This is a genomic window from Thermoplasma acidophilum DSM 1728 (genome assembly GCF_000195915.1).
Taxonomy (GTDB): Archaea; Thermoplasmatota; Thermoplasmata; order Thermoplasmatales; family Thermoplasmataceae; genus Thermoplasma; species Thermoplasma acidophilum.
Genome location: NC_002578.1, coordinates 931,222 through 949,413 on the forward strand (window position 1 = coordinate 931,222; position 18,192 = coordinate 949,413).

The 18,192-nt window shown below is 45.0% G+C and carries 18 protein-coding genes; 12 read left to right on the forward strand and 6 right to left on the reverse strand.

The window, feature by feature from the left end; genetic code table 11:
• Positions 1 to 44 precede the first annotated feature (44 nt).
• Entirely contained in the window at positions 45 to 419 is a 375-nt protein-coding gene (hsp14, locus tag TA_RS04460; RefSeq protein WP_010901274.1) for an archaeal heat shock protein Hsp14, read from the forward strand.
• Between the two features lie 12 nt (positions 420 to 431).
• Here the strand turns inward: hsp14 and TA_RS04465 are convergent, their stop codons facing one another.
• The 3 genes from TA_RS04465 to TA_RS04475 all read right to left on the reverse strand — a co-directional run bounded on the left by TA_RS04465 (position 432) and on the right by TA_RS04475 (position 2,724).
• Positions 432 to 1,946, reverse strand: coding sequence for an ABC1 kinase family protein (locus tag TA_RS04465; RefSeq protein ID WP_010901275.1), 1,515 nt, complete (start codon positions 1,944 to 1,946; stop codon positions 432 to 434).
• Positions 1,947 to 1,974: 28 nt separating this feature from the next.
• Positions 1,975 to 2,304, reverse strand: a complete 330-nt coding sequence (locus TA_RS04470) for a thioredoxin family protein (RefSeq protein ID WP_048161841.1) — start codon at positions 2,302 to 2,304, stop codon at positions 1,975 to 1,977.
• A 102-nt stretch (positions 2,305 to 2,406) separates the two neighbouring features.
• Positions 2,407 to 2,724 carry a hypothetical protein gene (locus tag TA_RS04475; RefSeq protein WP_010901277.1) on the reverse strand — a complete coding sequence of 106 codons (318 nt, stop codon included), beginning with the start codon at positions 2,722 to 2,724 and terminating at the stop codon, positions 2,407 to 2,409.
• A gap of 337 nt (positions 2,725 to 3,061) precedes the next feature.
• Here TA_RS04475 and TA_RS04480 point away from each other — a divergent pair, with 337 nt between their 5' ends.
• The 5 genes from TA_RS04480 to TA_RS04500 all read left to right on the forward strand — a co-directional run bounded on the left by TA_RS04480 (position 3,062) and on the right by TA_RS04500 (position 7,199).
• Positions 3,062 to 3,520, forward strand: a complete 459-nt coding sequence (locus tag TA_RS04480; RefSeq protein ID WP_241761801.1) for a PadR family transcriptional regulator — start codon at positions 3,062 to 3,064, stop codon at positions 3,518 to 3,520.
• Positions 3,501 to 4,490 (forward strand): ATP-binding cassette domain-containing protein, encoded by a 990-nt coding sequence (locus TA_RS04485; RefSeq protein ID WP_241761802.1) that lies wholly within the window; start codon positions 3,501 to 3,503, stop codon positions 4,488 to 4,490. Before TA_RS04480 ends, TA_RS04485 begins: the two co-directional genes overlap by 20 nt.
• Positions 4,491 to 5,294, forward strand: coding sequence for an ABC transporter permease (locus tag TA_RS04490; protein WP_010901280.1), 804 nt, complete (start codon positions 4,491 to 4,493; stop codon positions 5,292 to 5,294).
• A 97-nt stretch (positions 5,295 to 5,391) separates the two neighbouring features.
• Positions 5,392 to 6,540, forward strand: a complete 1,149-nt coding sequence (locus TA_RS04495) for a radical SAM protein (protein WP_048161843.1) — start codon at positions 5,392 to 5,394, stop codon at positions 6,538 to 6,540.
• Positions 6,537 to 7,199 (forward strand): metal-dependent transcriptional regulator, encoded by a 663-nt coding sequence (locus tag TA_RS04500; RefSeq protein WP_010901282.1) that lies wholly within the window; start codon positions 6,537 to 6,539, stop codon positions 7,197 to 7,199. Before TA_RS04495 ends, TA_RS04500 begins: the two co-directional genes overlap by 4 nt.
• 226 nt (positions 7,200 to 7,425) lie before the next feature.
• On the opposite strand, the gene TA_RS04505 is transcribed toward TA_RS04500, so the two are convergent.
• Together TA_RS04505 and TA_RS04510 are read right to left on the reverse strand one after the other, a co-directional pair.
• The gene (locus TA_RS04505; protein ID WP_083808317.1) at positions 7,426 to 8,586 is read right to left on the reverse strand and encodes a glycosyltransferase family 2 protein; all 1,161 of its coding nucleotides are present in this window, start codon (positions 8,584 to 8,586) and stop codon (positions 7,426 to 7,428) included.
• Positions 8,587 to 8,875: 289 nt separating this feature from the next.
• A complete protein-coding gene (locus TA_RS04510) occupies positions 8,876 to 9,742 on the reverse strand; it encodes a hypothetical protein (protein WP_048161845.1) in 867 nt (288 codons plus the stop codon).
• A 161-nt stretch (positions 9,743 to 9,903) separates the two neighbouring features.
• On the opposite strand from TA_RS04510, the gene TA_RS04515 reads away from it, so the two are divergent.
• From TA_RS04515 to rpiA, 4 genes are all read left to right on the forward strand, one after another.
• Entirely contained in the window at positions 9,904 to 10,464 is a 561-nt protein-coding gene (locus TA_RS04515) for a LysE family transporter (RefSeq protein ID WP_048162336.1), read from the forward strand.
• Between the two features lie 58 nt (positions 10,465 to 10,522).
• Positions 10,523 to 10,951 (forward strand): universal stress protein, encoded by a 429-nt coding sequence (locus TA_RS04520; RefSeq protein WP_010901286.1) that lies wholly within the window; start codon positions 10,523 to 10,525, stop codon positions 10,949 to 10,951.
• Between the two features lie 292 nt (positions 10,952 to 11,243).
• Complete coding sequence (locus TA_RS04525; RefSeq protein ID WP_010901287.1) at positions 11,244 to 12,677, forward strand: APC family permease; 1,434 nt, start codon at positions 11,244 to 11,246, stop codon at positions 12,675 to 12,677.
• 36 nt (positions 12,678 to 12,713) lie between these two features.
• Positions 12,714 to 13,439, forward strand: coding sequence for a ribose 5-phosphate isomerase A (gene rpiA / locus TA_RS04530; protein WP_010901288.1), 726 nt, complete (start codon positions 12,714 to 12,716; stop codon positions 13,437 to 13,439).
• 7 nt (positions 13,440 to 13,446) lie between these two features.
• On the opposite strand, the gene ileS is transcribed toward rpiA, so the two are convergent.
• Complete coding sequence (gene ileS, locus TA_RS04535; RefSeq protein ID WP_048161849.1) at positions 13,447 to 16,527, reverse strand: isoleucine--tRNA ligase; 3,081 nt, start codon at positions 16,525 to 16,527, stop codon at positions 13,447 to 13,449.
• Between the two features lie 165 nt (positions 16,528 to 16,692).
• Between ileS and TA_RS04540 the strand changes: the two genes are divergently transcribed.
• On the forward strand, positions 16,693 to 17,556 hold the full coding sequence (locus TA_RS04540; protein WP_010901290.1) for a nucleoside kinase: 864 nt from the start codon (positions 16,693 to 16,695) through the stop codon (positions 17,554 to 17,556).
• 73 nt (positions 17,557 to 17,629) lie between these two features.
• Positions 17,630 to 18,154, forward strand: coding sequence for a gamma carbonic anhydrase family protein (locus TA_RS04545; protein ID WP_010901291.1), 525 nt, complete (start codon positions 17,630 to 17,632; stop codon positions 18,152 to 18,154).
• Positions 18,155 to 18,192: the final 38 nt, after the last annotated feature.

An 18,192-nucleotide genomic window follows, 5' to 3' on the forward strand; every position in this document is an offset into this window, starting at 1 on the left:
TGACAGGAATTAATGCTTATATATCAGTTGGTATTTAATATATTATGTATACACCGGTCAGGTTTTTCACCAATGAGATGCTGAAAAACGTCTCCAACACAGTGAAGGAAATGTCATCGTTCATATATCCACCAATAACCATGTACCAGGATGGGACAGATCTGGTACTGGAGGCAGAGATGCCAGGTTTCGACAAGAAGGATATAAAGATCACCGTAGAGAAGAACGTGCTGACCTTAAGGGCGGAGCGAAAAAGGGAATACAGATCTGTTTACATCGACCAGAGGGTGGACAAGGTATTCAAGGTTGTGCGCCTCCCCGTTGATGTGGACCAGGCCAGCATATCCGCAAAATATCAGGATGGTTTGCTGACGGTCCGAATGAAGGCCAAGGATATAAAAACAGTTGAAATAGAGTGAAATTTTTTAAGATCATTTTCTAATCATTATGTAAAGAAAAGCCACGATATCAATTGCGATAAGAGGGATAAACACAAGAGGCCTGGTTTTCTCCTCTATGAAAAGAGAGAGGAGGATGAAGCCAAGGAATATTGATGCCGGTATCCTGTAGTCTCTCTGCGGTCTCACGGTTTCATCTTCGCTCTCCAGCCTTCTTTTCATAAGTGGAACGATCTGCACAGCTTTCTCCACCGATCTCAGCGTATCGGATAGAAAATTTTTCAGCTGCTGCTTGTAGAGGGTCTGTATTAGGCCTTCATCGTAGAGTAGCTTCTGGAGCACCCTTATGAATTTGAAGTCTGGATCCAGCTGCTGGCATACGCCTTCAAGGAGAGAAGACATCCTCATGTATAAAACGAGTGCCCTGGGAAGGCGGAATGGAAACTGAAATATGACGTCGTTGGCCACGTCCAGAAGCTCCCTGATTTCAAGATCTTCCGCAGATCTGCCATAAAAATTCGAGATGGCCAGCTCGATGCCCTTCCTGATAACGCCTCTGTTTGCGCCTGGCGAAAGTGCATTCAGGGCTATGAGCGCATCTATTATCTCATCCGGATCTCTGTTAAGGAGACCATCGTAAAGAGAAAGAAGCCTGAACCGCATATCGTCATTGATATGCCCTATCATCCCAAAGTCGTACAGGATTATTGATCCATCCTCGCGTACGGAAACGTTGCCCGGATGTGGATCTGCGTGGAATATTTCGTTCTTCAGGAGCATACGCATGAATATTGTGTCGTATCTTAGTGCGATCTCCTTTGTATCAAGGCCAGCATCCTTAAGCCTCTGGACATCATCTATCTTTATTCCTTCAATGTACTCCATCACCAGAACTTCCTTTCCAGAAAGCTCCTCTATTATTCCAGGCACTATGACGCGATCCTCCTCCTTTAAATTGGCAGCTATGGCACGCATGTTGGAGGCTTCCTTCCTGTAATCGATCTCGTCAAAGATCCGCCGATTGAAATCAGATACAACATTCTCGATGCTAAGATAGAGAAAATTGTCTATTCTGCCCTTGGCAAGCCTCAGGAGGTGTTTTATGACAATGAGATCGTTTCTTACCCTCTCCTCTATGTTATACCGGTTTACCTTCACAGCCACCTTTTTTCCGTGATATACCGCTTCATACACCTGGCCAAGCGAAGCTCCGGATATGGCGTTCTCGTTGAAGTATTCAAATACGTCTTCGATCTTTCCCACATTGCGTTCGATGATCTCCCTAGCCAGCGGAAAGGGATCCGGATCCACCCTATCCTGAAGGAGCCTGAACGATTTCAGGTATTCCTTTGGAAGCAGGTCCGGCCGAGCAGAAAGTATCTGGCCCAGCTTTATGAATGTTGGGCCGAGCTCGATGAACCTCCTTACAGCTATTTCGCCGTGCCTCTCAATCTCATAATCCCACTCATGATCCTCTCTCTCATGCTTACGGTCCTTTAGGTAGCGCCTGAATACAGGATAGAGTTTTTCTAAAAACCCGTATTTCATCGCCAATTATGCTCATGATACACCAAAATCAGACGGAATCGCAGGGAATTTTTGAAATCTGGTCAATAATTGATTGAAGCTTCTGAAATCCCTTAAGCTCGGCCTGGCGCTGGCCTTCAACAAACATTATTATCCTTGGTATGCTGTTCACATTAAGCGTGTCAACGATCTCAGGATTCTCATCGATATTTATCTTGTAAAAGTAGCAGGCGTTCAACTTCTGACACGCCTCCTCCAGGTATGGCGCCATGATCTTGCAGGGATGGCACCAATCAGCCCATAACTCAATTATGAAGCTTTTTTTCTCATCTATGAGACGATTGAAATCATTGAATGTTATATCTTTAACGCAGCCCATATAATTCTTCAATGCTTTTGACCTTATATATTTTTCAGATCGGATAGCGGAACATTAGACATTCATGCGAAACGCCAAGAGGATGGAAAATGCCACGTATAATCACGCCCGGTGATACTGTGAACTTTGATAATCGGTCTCTGTCTGCAGTCCTTCCTCCTTACTTTTGGAGTGCCAGCCTGGTAGCTTGGATTTGCACTTCCTGATAGTTCCGCTTGTAATTATGGTTCTGCTGTCTCCATACGACTCTATGAAATTTATCACCTTATTCTTATTGAATTGCGTTGCAAGATATATCGCGTAGTCGCCAGAACGAAACTTTATCTTACACCTGAAGTTTCTGAACAGATCCGCGGAAAGTGTCTCGTGTCTCAATGACTGAACAAGTATGTAGCGTTTTCTTATTATTGATCCCTTCATTCCTATGCACCAGGCATGCTAATCCTGTTATTCGGCTCTTTCCCACCCTTCTCAATGGCAATGATTCAAGTTCATCGCAATCTCAATATCGATACGGTGACCTCGGCATTCGCGCAGATGAACACTGCACATTACGTACGATTAGATCGGATACGCTCAGCTGAATGGATCGACCATAAAGCATCATAGACTGCAATCTTCTCTCAACATTACAACTAATCGATAAAGATTTTCATGCCGGTATATGTGAAGACATTCTGATCCGGAGACAAAAAGCCAGTAGACGATCCGAAGCTTGAAATACGTTTAAATTCTAATTATCGATATCGGTTTCGATATGATGTTTGGAAACTTTGGTGCGTTCAGGAAAAGAGGGTCTCTGAGATACTGGATTCTCTATCTGATATACAACAGGCCGATGAGTGGCGCTGAGATAATGGATGAGATAGAGAAGCACAGTTTCGGACTCTGGAGACCGTCGCCTGGATCTATATATCCTGCCCTGGAATCCTTGGTATCCGAGGGCCTCATCATCAGGAAAGATGACGGACGCTATGAACTCTCTGAAAAGGGAAAAGAGGATCTCGGTATTGATAACATTTCACAGTCAGACCGCATGAAGACCGCAGATAGCGTTCTTAGCGAACTTTACAGCTACGCACAGTATCTTGAGGATATCGTCAGGAGAGACGGAAAGTTATCAGCTTCTGACAGGGATAAGCTGCAAACCGTTATTGAGAAGCTCAACGAGATTTTGAGATTTGGAGGCGATTCGATTGCCAATAATAAAGACTGAGAATCTAACCAAGATATATCCTGGAGGTATAAAGGCCGTAGATGGACTAAACATAGAGATAGAGGAAGCTGAGATCTACGGGCTGCTCGGAAAGAATGGCGCAGGAAAGACAACAACCATAAAGATGCTCACAACAGCCATCGATCCGACGTCTGGAAATGCCATTATTGGTGGTTATGATCTGAGAAAGGATAAGGAGAAGATAAGGAGGATAATAGGCGTCGTGCCGCAGGATCTGACAACGGATGCTGATCTGAAAGGCGTTGAGAATTTGAGGATGATAGCATCATTCTACAATATCCCCAAGCAGGAAGCAGAACAGAGAATAAAGGATCTTCTGGAAATAGTGGATCTCTCTGATTGGGGAAACAAGTATGTATCCCAGTATTCAGGCGGAATGAGGAAGAGGCTGGAACTCATATGCGGGCTTGTAAACTCGCCAAAGATACTGTTTCTGGATGAACCAACGCTTGGACTCGACGTGAACACGAGATCAAAGATGTGGAAATACATCAGAGATATACAGAAAGAACTTGGCGTAACGATAATACTCACCTCCCATTATTTAGAGGAGGTGGATCAACTAGCCGATCGCATCTCAATAATAGACCATGGAAAGATACTGATAACTGGAACACCAGACAGCCTCAAGGCCAGCCTTAAAGGCGACGTGATAACCATGGAATTCAACTCAATGGAAGATGCAGAATTAGCTAGATCCTATCCAGGATCGCTGGAAGCTTCTGTGATGGGGGACGCAAAGGTAAGGATGAAGGTTGAAAATTCAGACACAGAGCTTCCAAAGATACTCGAGTACCTTTTGGAAAAGAATGTGTCGCCTATTACAATAAATGTGAAAAAACCCTCGCTTGATGAGGTTTTCCTTGAATATACTGGATCGTCAATAGAAGAGGATATTGATCCAGAACAGTTCAGAAGGATGATGCAGAACGTCAGGAGGTTGAGATAGATGTCTGGACTTGCTCCCTTAACCCTGCGTGAGATAAAAAAGTGGTACAGGAACCCTGTTTATCTGATAGTGGGTCTGCTTCAGCCGGTTTTCTGGATTATACTGTTCGGAAGCGCCTTCGATATAGCAAAATTCGGTGGTCCATTCGTATCATCATTCTTCGATGGTGCCAAGGACTATATAACATACATGATCGGAGGTATACTCACCATAACCGGCCTCTTCACAGGCATGTTTTCCGGTATAAACATAATATGGGACAGAAGACTCGGAATTCTACAGAGATTTCTTGTATCTCCCATAAAAAGAAGCTCCATCGTATTCTCGAGGATCATCGCATCGGTGGTCAGGATAATAGTTCAGGTCGTAATATTGGTTGCTATTGCTTTAATAATTCCGGACGGCCTCAAGATATCATCGTCATTTACGATAGAGGATGCGTTCCTGATGATTGCGGCAGTGCTCATGATATCGTTCATCTTCTCCTCTATTTTTTCCATAATAGCAATAAGAATGACTAGGATGGAAACTATAATGGGCATAACGAACCTAGTAAACCTTCCGCTGATGTTTGCAAGTTATGCCCTCTTCCCTCCAGATCTGATGGTATCATGGCTCAGCACAGTTGCAAAGTACAACCCCGTTTCCTGGTCAGCTGAATCTATAAGGCTACTGATAATATATGGAAACCTCACGGGATCGCAGATGTCAACGTTCGTATCATACATGCTCTATTTGTTCATCCTTACAGTTGTAATGATTCTACTGGTCTACTTTGTTTCAGAGAATGGAATAAAGGAGTGATCTTTATTTTTTCTCAATTTTAAAGTAAAGGAAGGGGGATGAAAAGCTATGGCTGATATCACAAAATTAATCACAATGTGAGCATAAGGTGTAACCAATGGACGTCAAGGGTAAAGTTGATCAGGGCATAGTGAGCATTGAGAAGGATAACAGGATAGTCTTCACGCTTGATCTTTCCGGGAGGTTCATCTTCTACACGGACGGCAATGCCACATACAGAAGGTCGCTGGAGAACAAATTTCTCAGGATAAAGCATATCGCCAGCAGGAGGATAGTGGAACAGCTATCAGAGGATGAGAGCCGTGAAATCGCTGAGGCAGCTTACTCGTTTCTCCGGTCAACATACGATGATCTACCACAGGATCTGAAGGATTCTGTGTCCGAGGCCCTTGGCATGAACTATGATAAACTGTCCATGGATGCAGCGAAGATCAGGGATATCTATGGCGGTGAGGTTCCTATAGTCCCCCCAGATCAATATTTTCCGGTGTATGTGCAAGCAGAGAGCGGCTGTTCATGGAACAGATGCACATTCTGCCGGCTTTACAAGGACAGAACCTATGGAGTAAGAACTCTTGAAGATTTTGCGATCCATCTTCATAAGATCAAGGACTTCTTTGGAAAAGGCCTTTCTGCAAGGAAAAGCGTCTTTATTGGAGACGCAAACGCCGTAAACATAGATCAGAAACTCCTTCTGCAGATGCTTGATATGGTCATGGAAGAATTTAATCTTCCCATATTCTCCTTTGTAGATGCGATCACCACGCAGAAGCGAAAGAGTGAGATGCAGTTCCAGGAGATGCACGATCACGGGCTAAAGAGGGTCTACATCGGCCTTGAATCCGGAGATCCAAACGTTCTCAGGATATTCAACAAACTCATGAATGTCTCCGAGGCGATAAACCTGGTGAACAAGATCAAAGGATCCGGAATCAACGTAGGTATAATTCTGATGGCAGGTGCAGGGGGAAAGAAATACTACAAAGGGCATGTCGAGAATACTGCTTCAGTTATCTCACAGATGGATCTTGGGAAGGGGGATATCATATACATTTCGCCCATGTACGAGTACGAGGATACGGAATATTACTCTATGACAAAGGATCTTGGCATACTCGGCGCTGAGGAAAAGGAAAAGCAGATACAGGAACTCAAAGCCAGGATCAGGGAGGAATTTCAAGACTTCAATGGAAGGGCATTGGAGGCTCCGATCGCACCCTACGATCTCATGGAGGCAGTATATTGAACGAGAACAGGATCAGATCGGTAACTGAAGAGGACTACCTAAAGATAATACAGGAACTGGTTTTATACAAAGGTTATGCAACTCTTGCCGATATATCAAGAAGCCTGAATGTGAAAAGGCAAAGTGTGAGGGATGAAATAAATCATCTGATATCTTTGAGCATGGCGGAGAAGATTGAAAGAGGAAAATACAGGCTGACGCCAAGTGGAGACAGGGAAGCAAACAGATTTCTGAGAAAACACAGAACGGCCGAAATTCTCCTTTCAAGGTGCATAGGCATACCATGGGAACGTGTTGACGAAGAGGCCATGGGCATCGAGCACGGGATGACGGAGGAGATCATTCAGAGAACAATAGAGAGATTTGGCGTTGACCGCTGCCCACACGGAAATCCGATACCGGATCCGGAGGGAAATGTCGAGCCGGTGGCTGATGTGAGGATAACGTCACTTCTACCAGATTCAACCGCCAGGATAAGCAGGATAGTCTATGAAACGGATGACATTTTGCATTTTCTTGCGTTAAATGGCCTTATCCCCGGTAAAGATATAAAAATAGAATCGGTAAAGGATACTGTTAGAGTGCTGGTTGATGGAAGATCCATAGAAATTCCAACTGATATAGCCATGGCCATAATGGTTACTGTTGATGATCGATGAAATACCTGTTGTTTGCTGACGGGCTTTTGGCCATTGCAAATACCCACAAAATGAAATATCCAACTGGCTATTTTAACACCTTTCTAATCGTTTTCAGTATGCCTTAATATTGGAAAATCTATTTGGCGCATCAGAATCCAAGCAGAACGCCCCGCAATATAACGATAGATCCATCCTTGAAAACCTCAGCAAAGGTGAATGGCACGATCTGAATTTAAGCTGTTTATCAGCGTGTAAGCCACCTGTCCTGCTTGTAGAACGTGAATAATGCGTATATAGTGGACACGAACATCATGAGTAGGCCGATTGAACCGTATGCGAAAACTTTGGCCTTCTCACCCTTCATGGTTGTCGAGATGGACACTCCGAATATGACCGCTGATGCGCTCGTCAGAAAATCTACGAAGGATCTCGCAACGAATAGCAAAGGCACCCTATGATCACGTACAATCCTGTGTATTAAATATGGATCGGCCCTCATAGAGGGTATCACACCGTAGAATAGAATGTGTATGTGTGGAAGAACGTAAATGAGCGTCATTATCCCTATTACCGCAGTGAATATGGGAAGCAGGTACATGTATATCAAATTGAATGTATATAATGGACCGGCTTTTCTGGCGGATCCGCTTGCAATATCCTTAAAAAAGTATGTCCAGCCGACTCTTCCCCATCTGATCTGCTGCTTGAAGAATTTCTTAAAACTGCTGTACTGGTACGTTCTGGCATAGACATCATAATCCTTCACAGCCCTGTATCCAGACCTTATTATGTACGAGGTCAGCTGCCTGTCGTCCCCAAGGACGCTCTTCTTTCCCATAACGGTGTTATCCTGGAATTCTCTGGAGGTCAGAAAGGGCATGACGAGATTTGTCCTGTAAAGTGCGCAGCGGCCATCTAAGACCATAACAGAGCTCTTTCTGGACATTGACTTGAATATGACCTCTCTGACGCGTTCCACAAACTCGGATGTATAAGAGACTGGATGGCCGTTCCTGAAGATGCTTATGTTTGTGCCAACCCCTCCAACATCCTCTTCTAGATATTTGATCATATCCTCAACTGCGCCGTGATCCAGGACTGTGTCGCTATCCAGAAACATGACGAGCGGTGTCTTGACTATTTTCATTGAATATGAAAGTATCCCCCTCTTTCCCCTGTGTGGACTAACCCTGATGAAGGCGCATCCGTGTTTCTCAGCTATGGATTTGTAGGGCTCATCACAGTCATCTCCCAATACATAGACCTGCGATCCCTGCTGTGAAGCTGAGGCAACCGATTCTTCGAAAACGATCGGATCTTCCTTATAAACGGGCATGACTATGGTCACGTCCTTAGCTGTGAAGTCATCCCCACTTTTATCGTTGTGTTTTCTTCTATATTTCATAGAATTATAACTATTGACTATGTAATAGAACGAAGAAATCAAACCAAATACCAATGTAACGATCTCGAGTAATCTTATCGTAATATCGTTATCGTTCTCACGGATAAAAAGATAACTGCGAAAAATATTAACCCTTGGTTCATTGCCAGCTAAGCATTGTTATCGTTGGACCATATGGCCATTCTCATGAGAGAAACGAACTTCATTATTCAGACATATTGTGGCAAATTTAGATCTTTCTTCATACATTCTAGGCGAAACTGCATGCGCTCTAACCGAATGATAAACTTTAAAGCGACACATAATAGGATAAATACAATAGATCCATGGCGTCAAGATCGAGGGGGCTTGTCAGCGAAATTACCATCCTATTCGAGACAAGACTGAATCTGTAACTTCCAACCGAGATGTTCCCAGATATTGGACCCATACCCGATTCAACCATGATGTATTTTTCGAGCGAATCCGCGAAAGGACCATTTATGGTGTAGTTCAAATCGAGAAGTTTAATAGATCTGACGGTTGCGGCTGTTCCATTGATATTCGTGGCCCCATTCACCGCAAAGATGCTTGACGTTTTTGTCAGTACTGTACCAGAGACGTAGAGAGAAGAGGATGAAGATTCTGAAAAATTTTCACCGTTCATGCGCGCCAGTGACGCTGAAAAAGATGTGTTTGAAATGTGAATATAAAGTGGCCCATAAAATACAGAACCGTCGGTCAAGAAGCTGCCGTAGTCGTTTATCGCGATCTGTGATAGAAAGCTGGATGAAGGATATGCGGAGATAAGTCCGGCCTGCGTGTAGTCTATCGTGTAATTCTCTGACATGTTCTTTCCCGCAGTGCTGTAGATAATCATGAATTTCATGCTTAACGCACCGTAACTAATATTGACGAAGGAAAGGTATGTATCGAACGTATTACCGAAGCCACCGGAAATCCCAGCAGGAAAGCTCTGAACAAAGTTGTATCCCTGCATTAATTTTGCCGAGAGCTCGCTTTCGGCTGAAATTGAGTTTTGGTAGAAATCCTGCTGGGATCTCTGCTCCTGCAGTGGAACATACCAGGATGCATAGGCCGTCAGCAGAGTAACAACTATTACGAATATGAGCACTGTACCTATTATCTCTGCTACAGCGTCATCCTTCTGCTTCACGGATATTCAACAAATAACTATTGATAACTGTTTCCACGATTGAATCCCCTTTCTTCGCTCCGACAAACCAGGTAAGCAAATCATCCGGAATTCAGATCGAACAATCCGACATCATAACATAATGAATATTTATTCCTGCTTTTCATTAGGTATTTCCATTGATATTGCTGACCTATTTAATTGGAATATTGATCGGCCTATCGTTAACCGCACCGCCCGGCCCTGTGAATTCGGTTATTTCAACCGAAAGCATGAAGTCCAAAGCGCACGGCGTCAGCGTAGGCGCCGGCGCCATGACGGCGGATCTTGTATTCTTCGTCATAGTATTTAGGTTCGGTGCATTCATACCGGTTTTAGCGTTGCATGCGCTTTATCTCGCAGGTGCAGTGCTCCTCCTCTATATATCATACTCCGTGCTCAAATCAAAGATTTCTCGCAGGACAAGAAAAGGCAACTATCTTGTCGGTTTAACCATGGGCATAACGAATCCCTTCCAAATACTCTGGTGGATGACTGTTGGCCTGTTCTTCATCAGATATTTTCATATCGCCTCCATAGCAGGCCTGTTCACTGGGATAATCATATGGATCCTATCTTTCCCATTTGTTATGAACAAGTATGCCCGCAGGTTTGAGAGATACGTCAAGATCTTCTCATTCGCAGTGCTGTTTTCATTTGCTATTTATCTTCTATACTCCGGCGTCGTATATTTCCTTCGCTGAAAATGTACGTATATACCGAGCAGACTCAGATTTAAATCCTCGTGTAGTATGTTATGCTATGAAGATACTTGTGGCCTTTGATGGATCCGATGGGGCGCAGAAGGCTCTCGGCTTTGCCATAAATTTTAGCAAGGACTGTGAGAGGATGATTGTTCTTTACGTTTCCAGAGATATCATCTCTGAAAGCGGTCGGCTTACATACATTCCTGACACAGCCCTAGAGCGCAGGGATAGCGAAGATGAAGCCATTCTGGCCAGGGCCAGAAGTATCCTCGCGTCTTCAAACATACCATTTGAAATCATTAAAAAGAACTCAGACGGTGTTGATGTTTCAAAGGTAATAGCGGATACGGCCAAGGAGCTAGAATGCAACATGATCATAACGGGCACGAGAAAGCTCAGAGGCCTATCCAAATATCTGCTTGGTTCAGTCAGTGCCGGTATAATTGCAATATCCAATGTGCCGGTTATCGTCGTTCCACCCTGAAATTTTTGAAAAATATGAGCGTATGAACCATCAAATCCGAAATACGCTCGTTCCTGCTGTTCAACATACTCTGTATGATCTGGAAAATTAAAACCATAGAATTCTGACATACTCTCCTCGCTAAGGATCGGAGATTTTTGTTAGTTCTTTTGTAATTTTTGTTATCATTTTGAAATTAACCTATAAAGCAGACTAAATATTTTCCTGCTTCGTCATAATTAATTGCAAGCTGAACCCATATAATTCAGCTTCCGCATGAAATCTTTATATTTAGCAGATTGATATTAGATTAATGTCAGGCAATTCTGATTCTAAGCTGAAGGCTAATTCTGTGGGTTTTATGCCTCTTCTCGGACAGGCAATAGCAATGATATCGCCACTGGGTGCTGTTGCGGCAACAATGACCGGATCGGCATCTATTGCGCTCGGATCTCTTCCACTTGCCTATCTTATAGCAATATTTGCCGTACTATTCTGGATAAATACACCATATCAGTATTCCAGGAAGATAGCATCAGCCGGTGGATTCTACACTTACAATACTGAAGGAGCTGGCCCATACTATGGGTCCGTTTCTGGATATATACTATTCTTCTCTTATTATATGACATATACTAACGCAATTCTCTTCATTACCGGCGTATTCATACCTGGTCTTTTCAGTATATTTTTCGGCATAACGCTAAATGCGTATATCTGGATACCGACGCTCATAGTGTTCGGCCTGATCATACTTTTGCCAGCGTACCTTGGTATTGAAGGATCAACCAAATACAGCTTTGCGTCCTCGATAATACAGATCATGCTTCTTGTCATACTATCCATCGCCATAATCATAATCAAGGGCCCTGCAAACACACTTGCGCCATTCACGCCAAAGCCTGCGGGCGGATTCGGCCCTGTCTTCGTTGGCATGATACTTGCAATATTCTCGATGTCCGGATCTTCAGCCGTAGTTTCTCTGGGTGAAGAGGCCAAGCAGCCGAAGAAGAACATAAGGAATGCGCTGCTAATAAGCTTCCTCATAACCGGCGTTGTATTCGTGCTGACATCCTATGCACTGACGATCGGCTGGGGCATAAACAACATGTCGACCTTTGCAGAAAGTGGTACAAGCCTCGCCTATGGCAACGGCGTTCCCGGCATAATCGTAGCGCTGAAATACCTCGGCATGCCCATGGCGATAGCCATGATGATCTTTGCAGTGAATAGCTTATACACAGGCTCGCTCGCACCACTGAACAGCGCCGGCAGGATGCTGTATGCAATGGCCAGGGATGGCATCGCACCGAAAATATTCAGCAGGGTACACGGAAAGAGAAAGACTCCGCATATTGCATTGATATTCATAGCTGTTTCAGGTATGGCCGTATCGCTGATAGCAGGGCTTATAATGGGGCCGTTCATGGGCTTCCTTTATCTGGTGACGGCATCAGCCGTTGCACTGTTCATTGGCCACATAATGACAGATATATCGCTACCAATAGCGTTCAGGAAGTTTAGGGAATTCAGCATAGCCAAGCATGCAATACTTCCTGGCATATCCATTGTGCTCCTTCTCATAGGTATATACTACAGCTTCTTCCCACCATCATACCCAACCAACATAGCCATAATCTCTGCGGTGGTCTTCATGATAGTTGTGACCATCGCCCTCAACATATACCTGAAGAGGAAGGGCATAACGGAGAATATGATCGCAGAAACTTCACCGTCAACCAATTAGACAACAATTTTTTTATAAATTAAACATTCCTTTTTTATGGCTGATTATGAAAAGCAGAAGATGAATGCCGCAATCAAGGCTGCTGAATATGTCCGCAGCGGCATGATCGTTGGGCTTGGAACTGGCACCACCTCGTACTATCTGATAAATGAAATAGGAAGGCGTGTCAGGGAAGAGGGACTGAAAATACGTGCAGTATGCACCTCCAGAAGGACCGAGGATCTTGCGAAACAGAACGGCATCGAGGTCATTCAGGGCACGAAGGATCAGATAGATCTAACCATAGATGGCGCGGATCAGGTAGGCATGTACGGAACGCTCATCAAGGGCGGAGGCGGTGCACTTCTTCGGGAAAAGATAGTTGCCTACAACAGCAAGGAAATGTACGTTATCGTGGACAGCAGGAAGATAGAAGCTGCTCACTTTGGAAGCTTTCCGCTGCCCGTTGAAATAGTGCCCTTTATGCATATGAGAACCCTTGAGAATCTCAGAGGGATATGCACACAGACAGATCTGAGGATGAACGAGAAAGGCGAACCTTTCGTTACGGACAATGGAAATTACATTGCAGACATGCACATGGGAATGATCGACGATCCCATCAATCTTGAAAGATCTCTCAAGTCAATACCTGGTGTGGTTGAGGTTGGCTTGTTCAACGGTATAGCGAAGAGGATCTTTGAAGGCACAGACGAAGGCTGCAACATATACAGTATAACGAACAGCGGTATCAAAAAAGAGGAGGTCTATTTTGACCCCTGATCCATCCTCATCTGGCAAGATCTATCTTTATCCTCACGGGCTCGCCGTTTATCTCCCAGAGCTTCATGCCTTCCACTTTGTCCGTGATTATGCTGTCGCTCTGCGTTTCATTTTTAATGTATTCTGCGTGCTTATTGAGTGCTTCAAGGAAGTCATCAGACAGATCGAGATGCGTGATTATCCTGTCCGTATAGTTCAGGTTCATCTCCTTCCTCATGACCTGTATCCTCCTGACGAGCTCCCTTGCCAGGCCCTCTAGATAGCCGTCACGATCTATGTTCTTGTTTATGAAAACATCTATGCCATATTTTTCAGTTTGCGAATAGGCGTAATTCGGATCCGGCACCCTGCTTATCTCAACCATGTCCGGATCTAGCCGAACTCCATCGATCTCCACGAAGCCCTTCTCTGATATCTGTCTCTGCACTTCAAGGCCGTCCATGGATCTTATCTTATGCCGAACCGCATTGACCCTGGATCTCAGCACCGGCGCTGCCCTGTCCATCCTGAGGTCTGCCGATAGTCTTATCGGTTCCTGATCCCTTTCTATAAGTTTGATATCCTTAGCGTTTAATTCTGATTTTACAACATCGATTATCGATTCCTCCATATCTCCGGCTATGAGTATCTCCCTGAGAGGCTGCCTGCCCTTTATGGAGTTCTCCTGCCTGAGTCTGCGCACAGTTTCGATGACCGAATATGCACGATCCATCTCACTTTCTAGCTTCTCGTCCATCAGTGTGGAATCGAATTCAGGGAACGCCTCCAAATGAACGCTCTCCTTATCGCCACCGAGATTCAGATAGATGAAGTCCGAGAAAAATGGCGTTATGGGAGCCATAACTTCTGAAAAGGCCTTCAATGCATAGTACAGCGTGGAATAGGCGCTCAACTTATCATCATCGAAGCCTTCAGCCCAGAAACGCCTTCTGGAGAGGCGCAGGTAGAAATTGGAAAGATCATCCACGAACTCCATTGATGCCCTGACAACCTCGTGGAAATCAAGCGATTCGTAGGCATCCCTCGAAGATCTTACAAAGCTGTTGACTTTAGATACCATGTAGCGATCCAGCGCATTCCCTGAAAGCTGCAGGCCATTCCACTGGAAATTATCGATGTTGGCATTGTAGGCAAAGAACGAATATACGTTGAGAACTGTCATCAGCGTCTTCCTCGACACCTCATCTATGACTTTCTTATCCAGGTTCTTAGATTTCCATGGGGCACCGTATAGGAAGAAAAGGCGAAGGGAATCTGGTGGAACTTCGTTGAGAAAATCGAGTGCGTAAACCGAATTTCCCTTGCTCTTGCTCATCTTCCTGCCCTGCGCATCCAGTATGAAGTTTATTGACAGTGCGCTCTCATAGGCATTCTTGTTAAACATTATTGTAGCTATAACGTGCAGAACGTAGAACCATCCCCTGGTCTGGTCTATGGCCTCTGTTATGAAGGAAACTGGGACATCCGTTTCCGGATCAAAATTCTTCTCGAAGGGATAGTGAGAAGCCGCATAGGTTGCGCTTCCAGAGTCGAACCAAGTATCTATAACGTATGGTTCCCTTGACATCTCCTCGCCGCAGGTGGGGCATTTGAACCTGACCTCGTCTATATACGGCCTATGAAGGTCCTCTGGCACTTTGCCACCTAGATCCTCTATCTCCTTCCTGCTCCCGACGAATACTAGATGGCCATTCTTGCATCTCCATGCTGGCAGCGGTGTTCCCCAGAACCTGTCCCTGCTGAGGTTCCAGTCCTTGGCCTCGCCGAGGAAGTTGCCGAACCTTCCATGTTTCAGATAATCCGGCTTCCAGTTTATCCTCTCGTTGTACTCTACGAGCTTGTCCCTTATCCTTGAAACGGCTATGAACCATGCATCCAAGGGGTAGTAGAGGAGAGGCGTATCGCATCTGTAGCAGAATGGATAGCTGTGCTCGTACTTTTCACTCTTCAGCAGCATCTGGTTCTTCTTCAAATACACGATTATATCCTCATTGGCGTCCCTTACGAATTTACCGTTCCACGGTATCCTCGGATCGGCGAATCTTCCATTTTTATCTACTGGATTGAGTATTTCTACGCCCTCCTCCTTTCCGATCTGATAATCGTCGGCACCGAAGGCAGGTGCTGCATGCACTATGCCTGAACCATCTTCGGATGTAACGAAGGAGCCGGCAACCACCTTCAGGGATCCGGATGGCGGATCGAGGAATGGCATCAGCTGCAGGTATCTCTTTCCAACGAGATCCCTGCCATGCATCCTTCGTATTTCCCGGTATTCCTTGAATATGTATCCTGCCCTTGAACTTGCAACATAATACCTGGAACCCTGCGCCTCAACCAGCGAGTATTCCATATCGGGATTTACCACCAGGAATTCATTGGAAGGGAGAGTCCATGGCGTGGTGGTCCACGCAACAAAGTAGGTGTTCTCCTCATCCGCAGATTTGAAACGCACATAGACGGATGGATCTTTTACGTCCTTGTAACCCTGGGCAACCTCATGCGAGCTCAGGCTTGTTTCGCATCTTGGGCAGTATGGGACAACCGTGTAGTCCTTGTAGAGCAGGCCGCTGTTGTACATGGTCTTCAGGGCGAACCACTCGCTCTCCATGTAATCGTTCCTCAGCGTTATGTAATCCCCGTTGTGATCTATGGAAAAGCCTATGAGATCATCGACCTGCTTCCATTCGTCTATGTATCTGAATATGCTTTCCCTGCAGTATTGATTGAACTTCTCCACACCGAAATTTACGATCTCGGATTTTGTGTGAAAGCCAAAGTGCTTTTCAGCTTCAAGCTCAACCGGCAGCCCATGACAATCCCATCCGCCAACCCTCCTGTAGATCTTGTGGTCCGTCATCGTGTTGTAACGCAGCACTATATCCTTTATCGTCCTCGTCATCGCATGGCCTATATGCGGCCTTCCATTGGCGGTTGGGGGGCCTTCCAGAAAAACGAATTTCTTGCTGCCACCCTTTGACAGTATCTTTTCAAGGATATTTTTATCCTTCCAGTACTTCAATATCTCAGAATCGATCTCTCTCAGCGTCATTCCAGGATCAATCTGTCTAAATCTTAAGGACTGCATTCTTTACCTTAATAGACAAGCTTATATATGCTTTTACCGATTGGCCCGGCCTTTCACCGTATGCCGGATAGCATAGGCAGTCAAAAAACCATGATCCCGATACCTGATCCTTTCGCTGATCGATCATAGGAAAAAATTTGTAAAGGTTCTCACAATGATTGTGGGATGAGGTTTCTCGCCTACTTTGGACATCTCAACATAGACGTTCTCATATCGGTAGATTCAATTCCGCGTGAAGGATCTGTTAATGTTAAGGATCTCAGGCCACGCTTCGGCGGTACCGCTGGAAACTTTGCCATTGTTGCACAGAAGTTCCGGATTCCATTCGACTTGTACTCGGCTGTGGGAATGAAGACGCACAGGGAATACCTGGCCATGATCGAGAGCATGGGCATAAATACGGGCCACGTGGAGAAGTTCGAAGATGAGAGCGGCCCGATATGCTATATTGCCACTGACGGAAAGAAGCAGGTCTCCTTTATGCATCAAGGGGCAATGGAAAAATGGAAACCGCAGTTAGCGGATGAATACGAGTATGTTCATTTCAGCACCGGACCCAATTATCTGGATATGGCCAAGAGCATCAGATCGAAAATAATATTCGATCCTTCGCAGGAGATACACAAATATTCCAAAGACGAACTAAAGAAATTCCATGAAATTTCGTACATGTCCATATTCAACGATCACGAGTACCGCGTATTCAGAGAAATGACTGGCCTGAGCTCTCCAAAGGTTACGACGATCGTAACCAATGGAGAAAGAGGATCTTCACTGTTCATGGATGGGAAAAAATATGATTTTCCTGCCATCCCATCCAGTGGTGATACGGTTGGTGCCGGGGACTCCTTCCGAGCAGGCCTTTATCTGGCCCTCTACAACCGCAGGAGCATAGAAAAGGGCATGATCTACGGCACAATAATAGCACACCACGTTATAGATGATGGAATCGAAAACTTTTCGCTCAATATGGAAGATCTGGAAAGAGAAACCGAGAATTACAGACGCATGTTCACAAAGAGATCCTGATCAGGGCAGTTGGAACTCAAATTATGGCCCAGATCAGGAAAACAATTTTATCGATATTAGCGTTCAACGAAGGATGATATACGAGTTTGAGGGCAGGATACCGGAGATAGATCCGAGCGCCTATGTGAGCGAAAGCGCTACGGTTATAGGCAAGGTGAAGATCGGAAAAGAGGTCTGGATAGGCCCGGGAGCAGTGCTTCGCGGTGATTACGGCGAGATAGAGGTGGGTGATTACTCTGCCATCGAGGACAACTGCGTCATACATGCCAGGCCTGGAGAGAAGACAACCATTGGGCAGCATGTCACCATCGGGCATCTTTCGGTGATACACACGGGCAGAATAAGGGACTGGGCCGTTATAGGCATGGGTTCAACCGTTTCTGACTTCGCCGTTGTGGGTGTATGGGCAGCCATAGGTGAAGGGGCTGTAGTCAAAAACAGGCAGGAAATACCTGATGAGGCCGTTGCGGTCGGTGTACCCGCAAAGGTAATAGGGAAAATAGATGATGATTACAAGAAGCTATGGACGGACTACAAGCACAATTACAACACGTTCAGCTCAAGATACAAAACGAATCTGAAACCAATTAATAGATGATTGAGTAAAAAATCGACAAGTTTTATTATAAATATTTA

Coding starts and splice junctions, on each gene's coding strand:
- hsp14 (WP_010901274.1), top strand. CDS start 45: ATGTATACACCGGTCAGGTTTTTCACCAATGAGATGCTGAAAAACGTC.
- TA_RS04465 (WP_010901275.1), bottom strand. CDS start 1,946: ATGAAATACGGGTTTTTAGAAAAACTCTATCCTGTATTCAGGCGCTAC.
- TA_RS04470 (WP_048161841.1), bottom strand. CDS start 2,304: ATGGGCTGCGTTAAAGATATAACATTCAATGATTTCAATCGTCTCATA.
- TA_RS04475 (WP_010901277.1), bottom strand. CDS start 2,724: ATGAAGGGATCAATAATAAGAAAACGCTACATACTTGTTCAGTCATTG.
- TA_RS04480 (WP_241761801.1), top strand. CDS start 3,062: ATGATGTTTGGAAACTTTGGTGCGTTCAGGAAAAGAGGGTCTCTGAGA.
- TA_RS04490 (WP_010901280.1), top strand. CDS start 4,491: ATGTCTGGACTTGCTCCCTTAACCCTGCGTGAGATAAAAAAGTGGTAC.
- TA_RS04495 (WP_048161843.1), top strand. CDS start 5,392: ATGGACGTCAAGGGTAAAGTTGATCAGGGCATAGTGAGCATTGAGAAG.
- TA_RS04505 (WP_083808317.1), bottom strand. CDS start 8,586: ATGAAATATAGAAGAAAACACAACGATAAAAGTGGGGATGACTTCACA.
- TA_RS04520 (WP_010901286.1), top strand. CDS start 10,523: ATGAAGATACTTGTGGCCTTTGATGGATCCGATGGGGCGCAGAAGGCT.
- TA_RS04525 (WP_010901287.1), top strand. CDS start 11,244: ATGTCAGGCAATTCTGATTCTAAGCTGAAGGCTAATTCTGTGGGTTTT.
- rpiA (WP_010901288.1), top strand. CDS start 12,714: ATGGCTGATTATGAAAAGCAGAAGATGAATGCCGCAATCAAGGCTGCT.
- ileS (WP_048161849.1), bottom strand. CDS start 16,527: ATGCAGTCCTTAAGATTTAGACAGATTGATCCTGGAATGACGCTGAGA.
- TA_RS04540 (WP_010901290.1), top strand. CDS start 16,693: ATGAGGTTTCTCGCCTACTTTGGACATCTCAACATAGACGTTCTCATA.
- TA_RS04545 (WP_010901291.1), top strand. CDS start 17,630: ATGATATACGAGTTTGAGGGCAGGATACCGGAGATAGATCCGAGCGCC.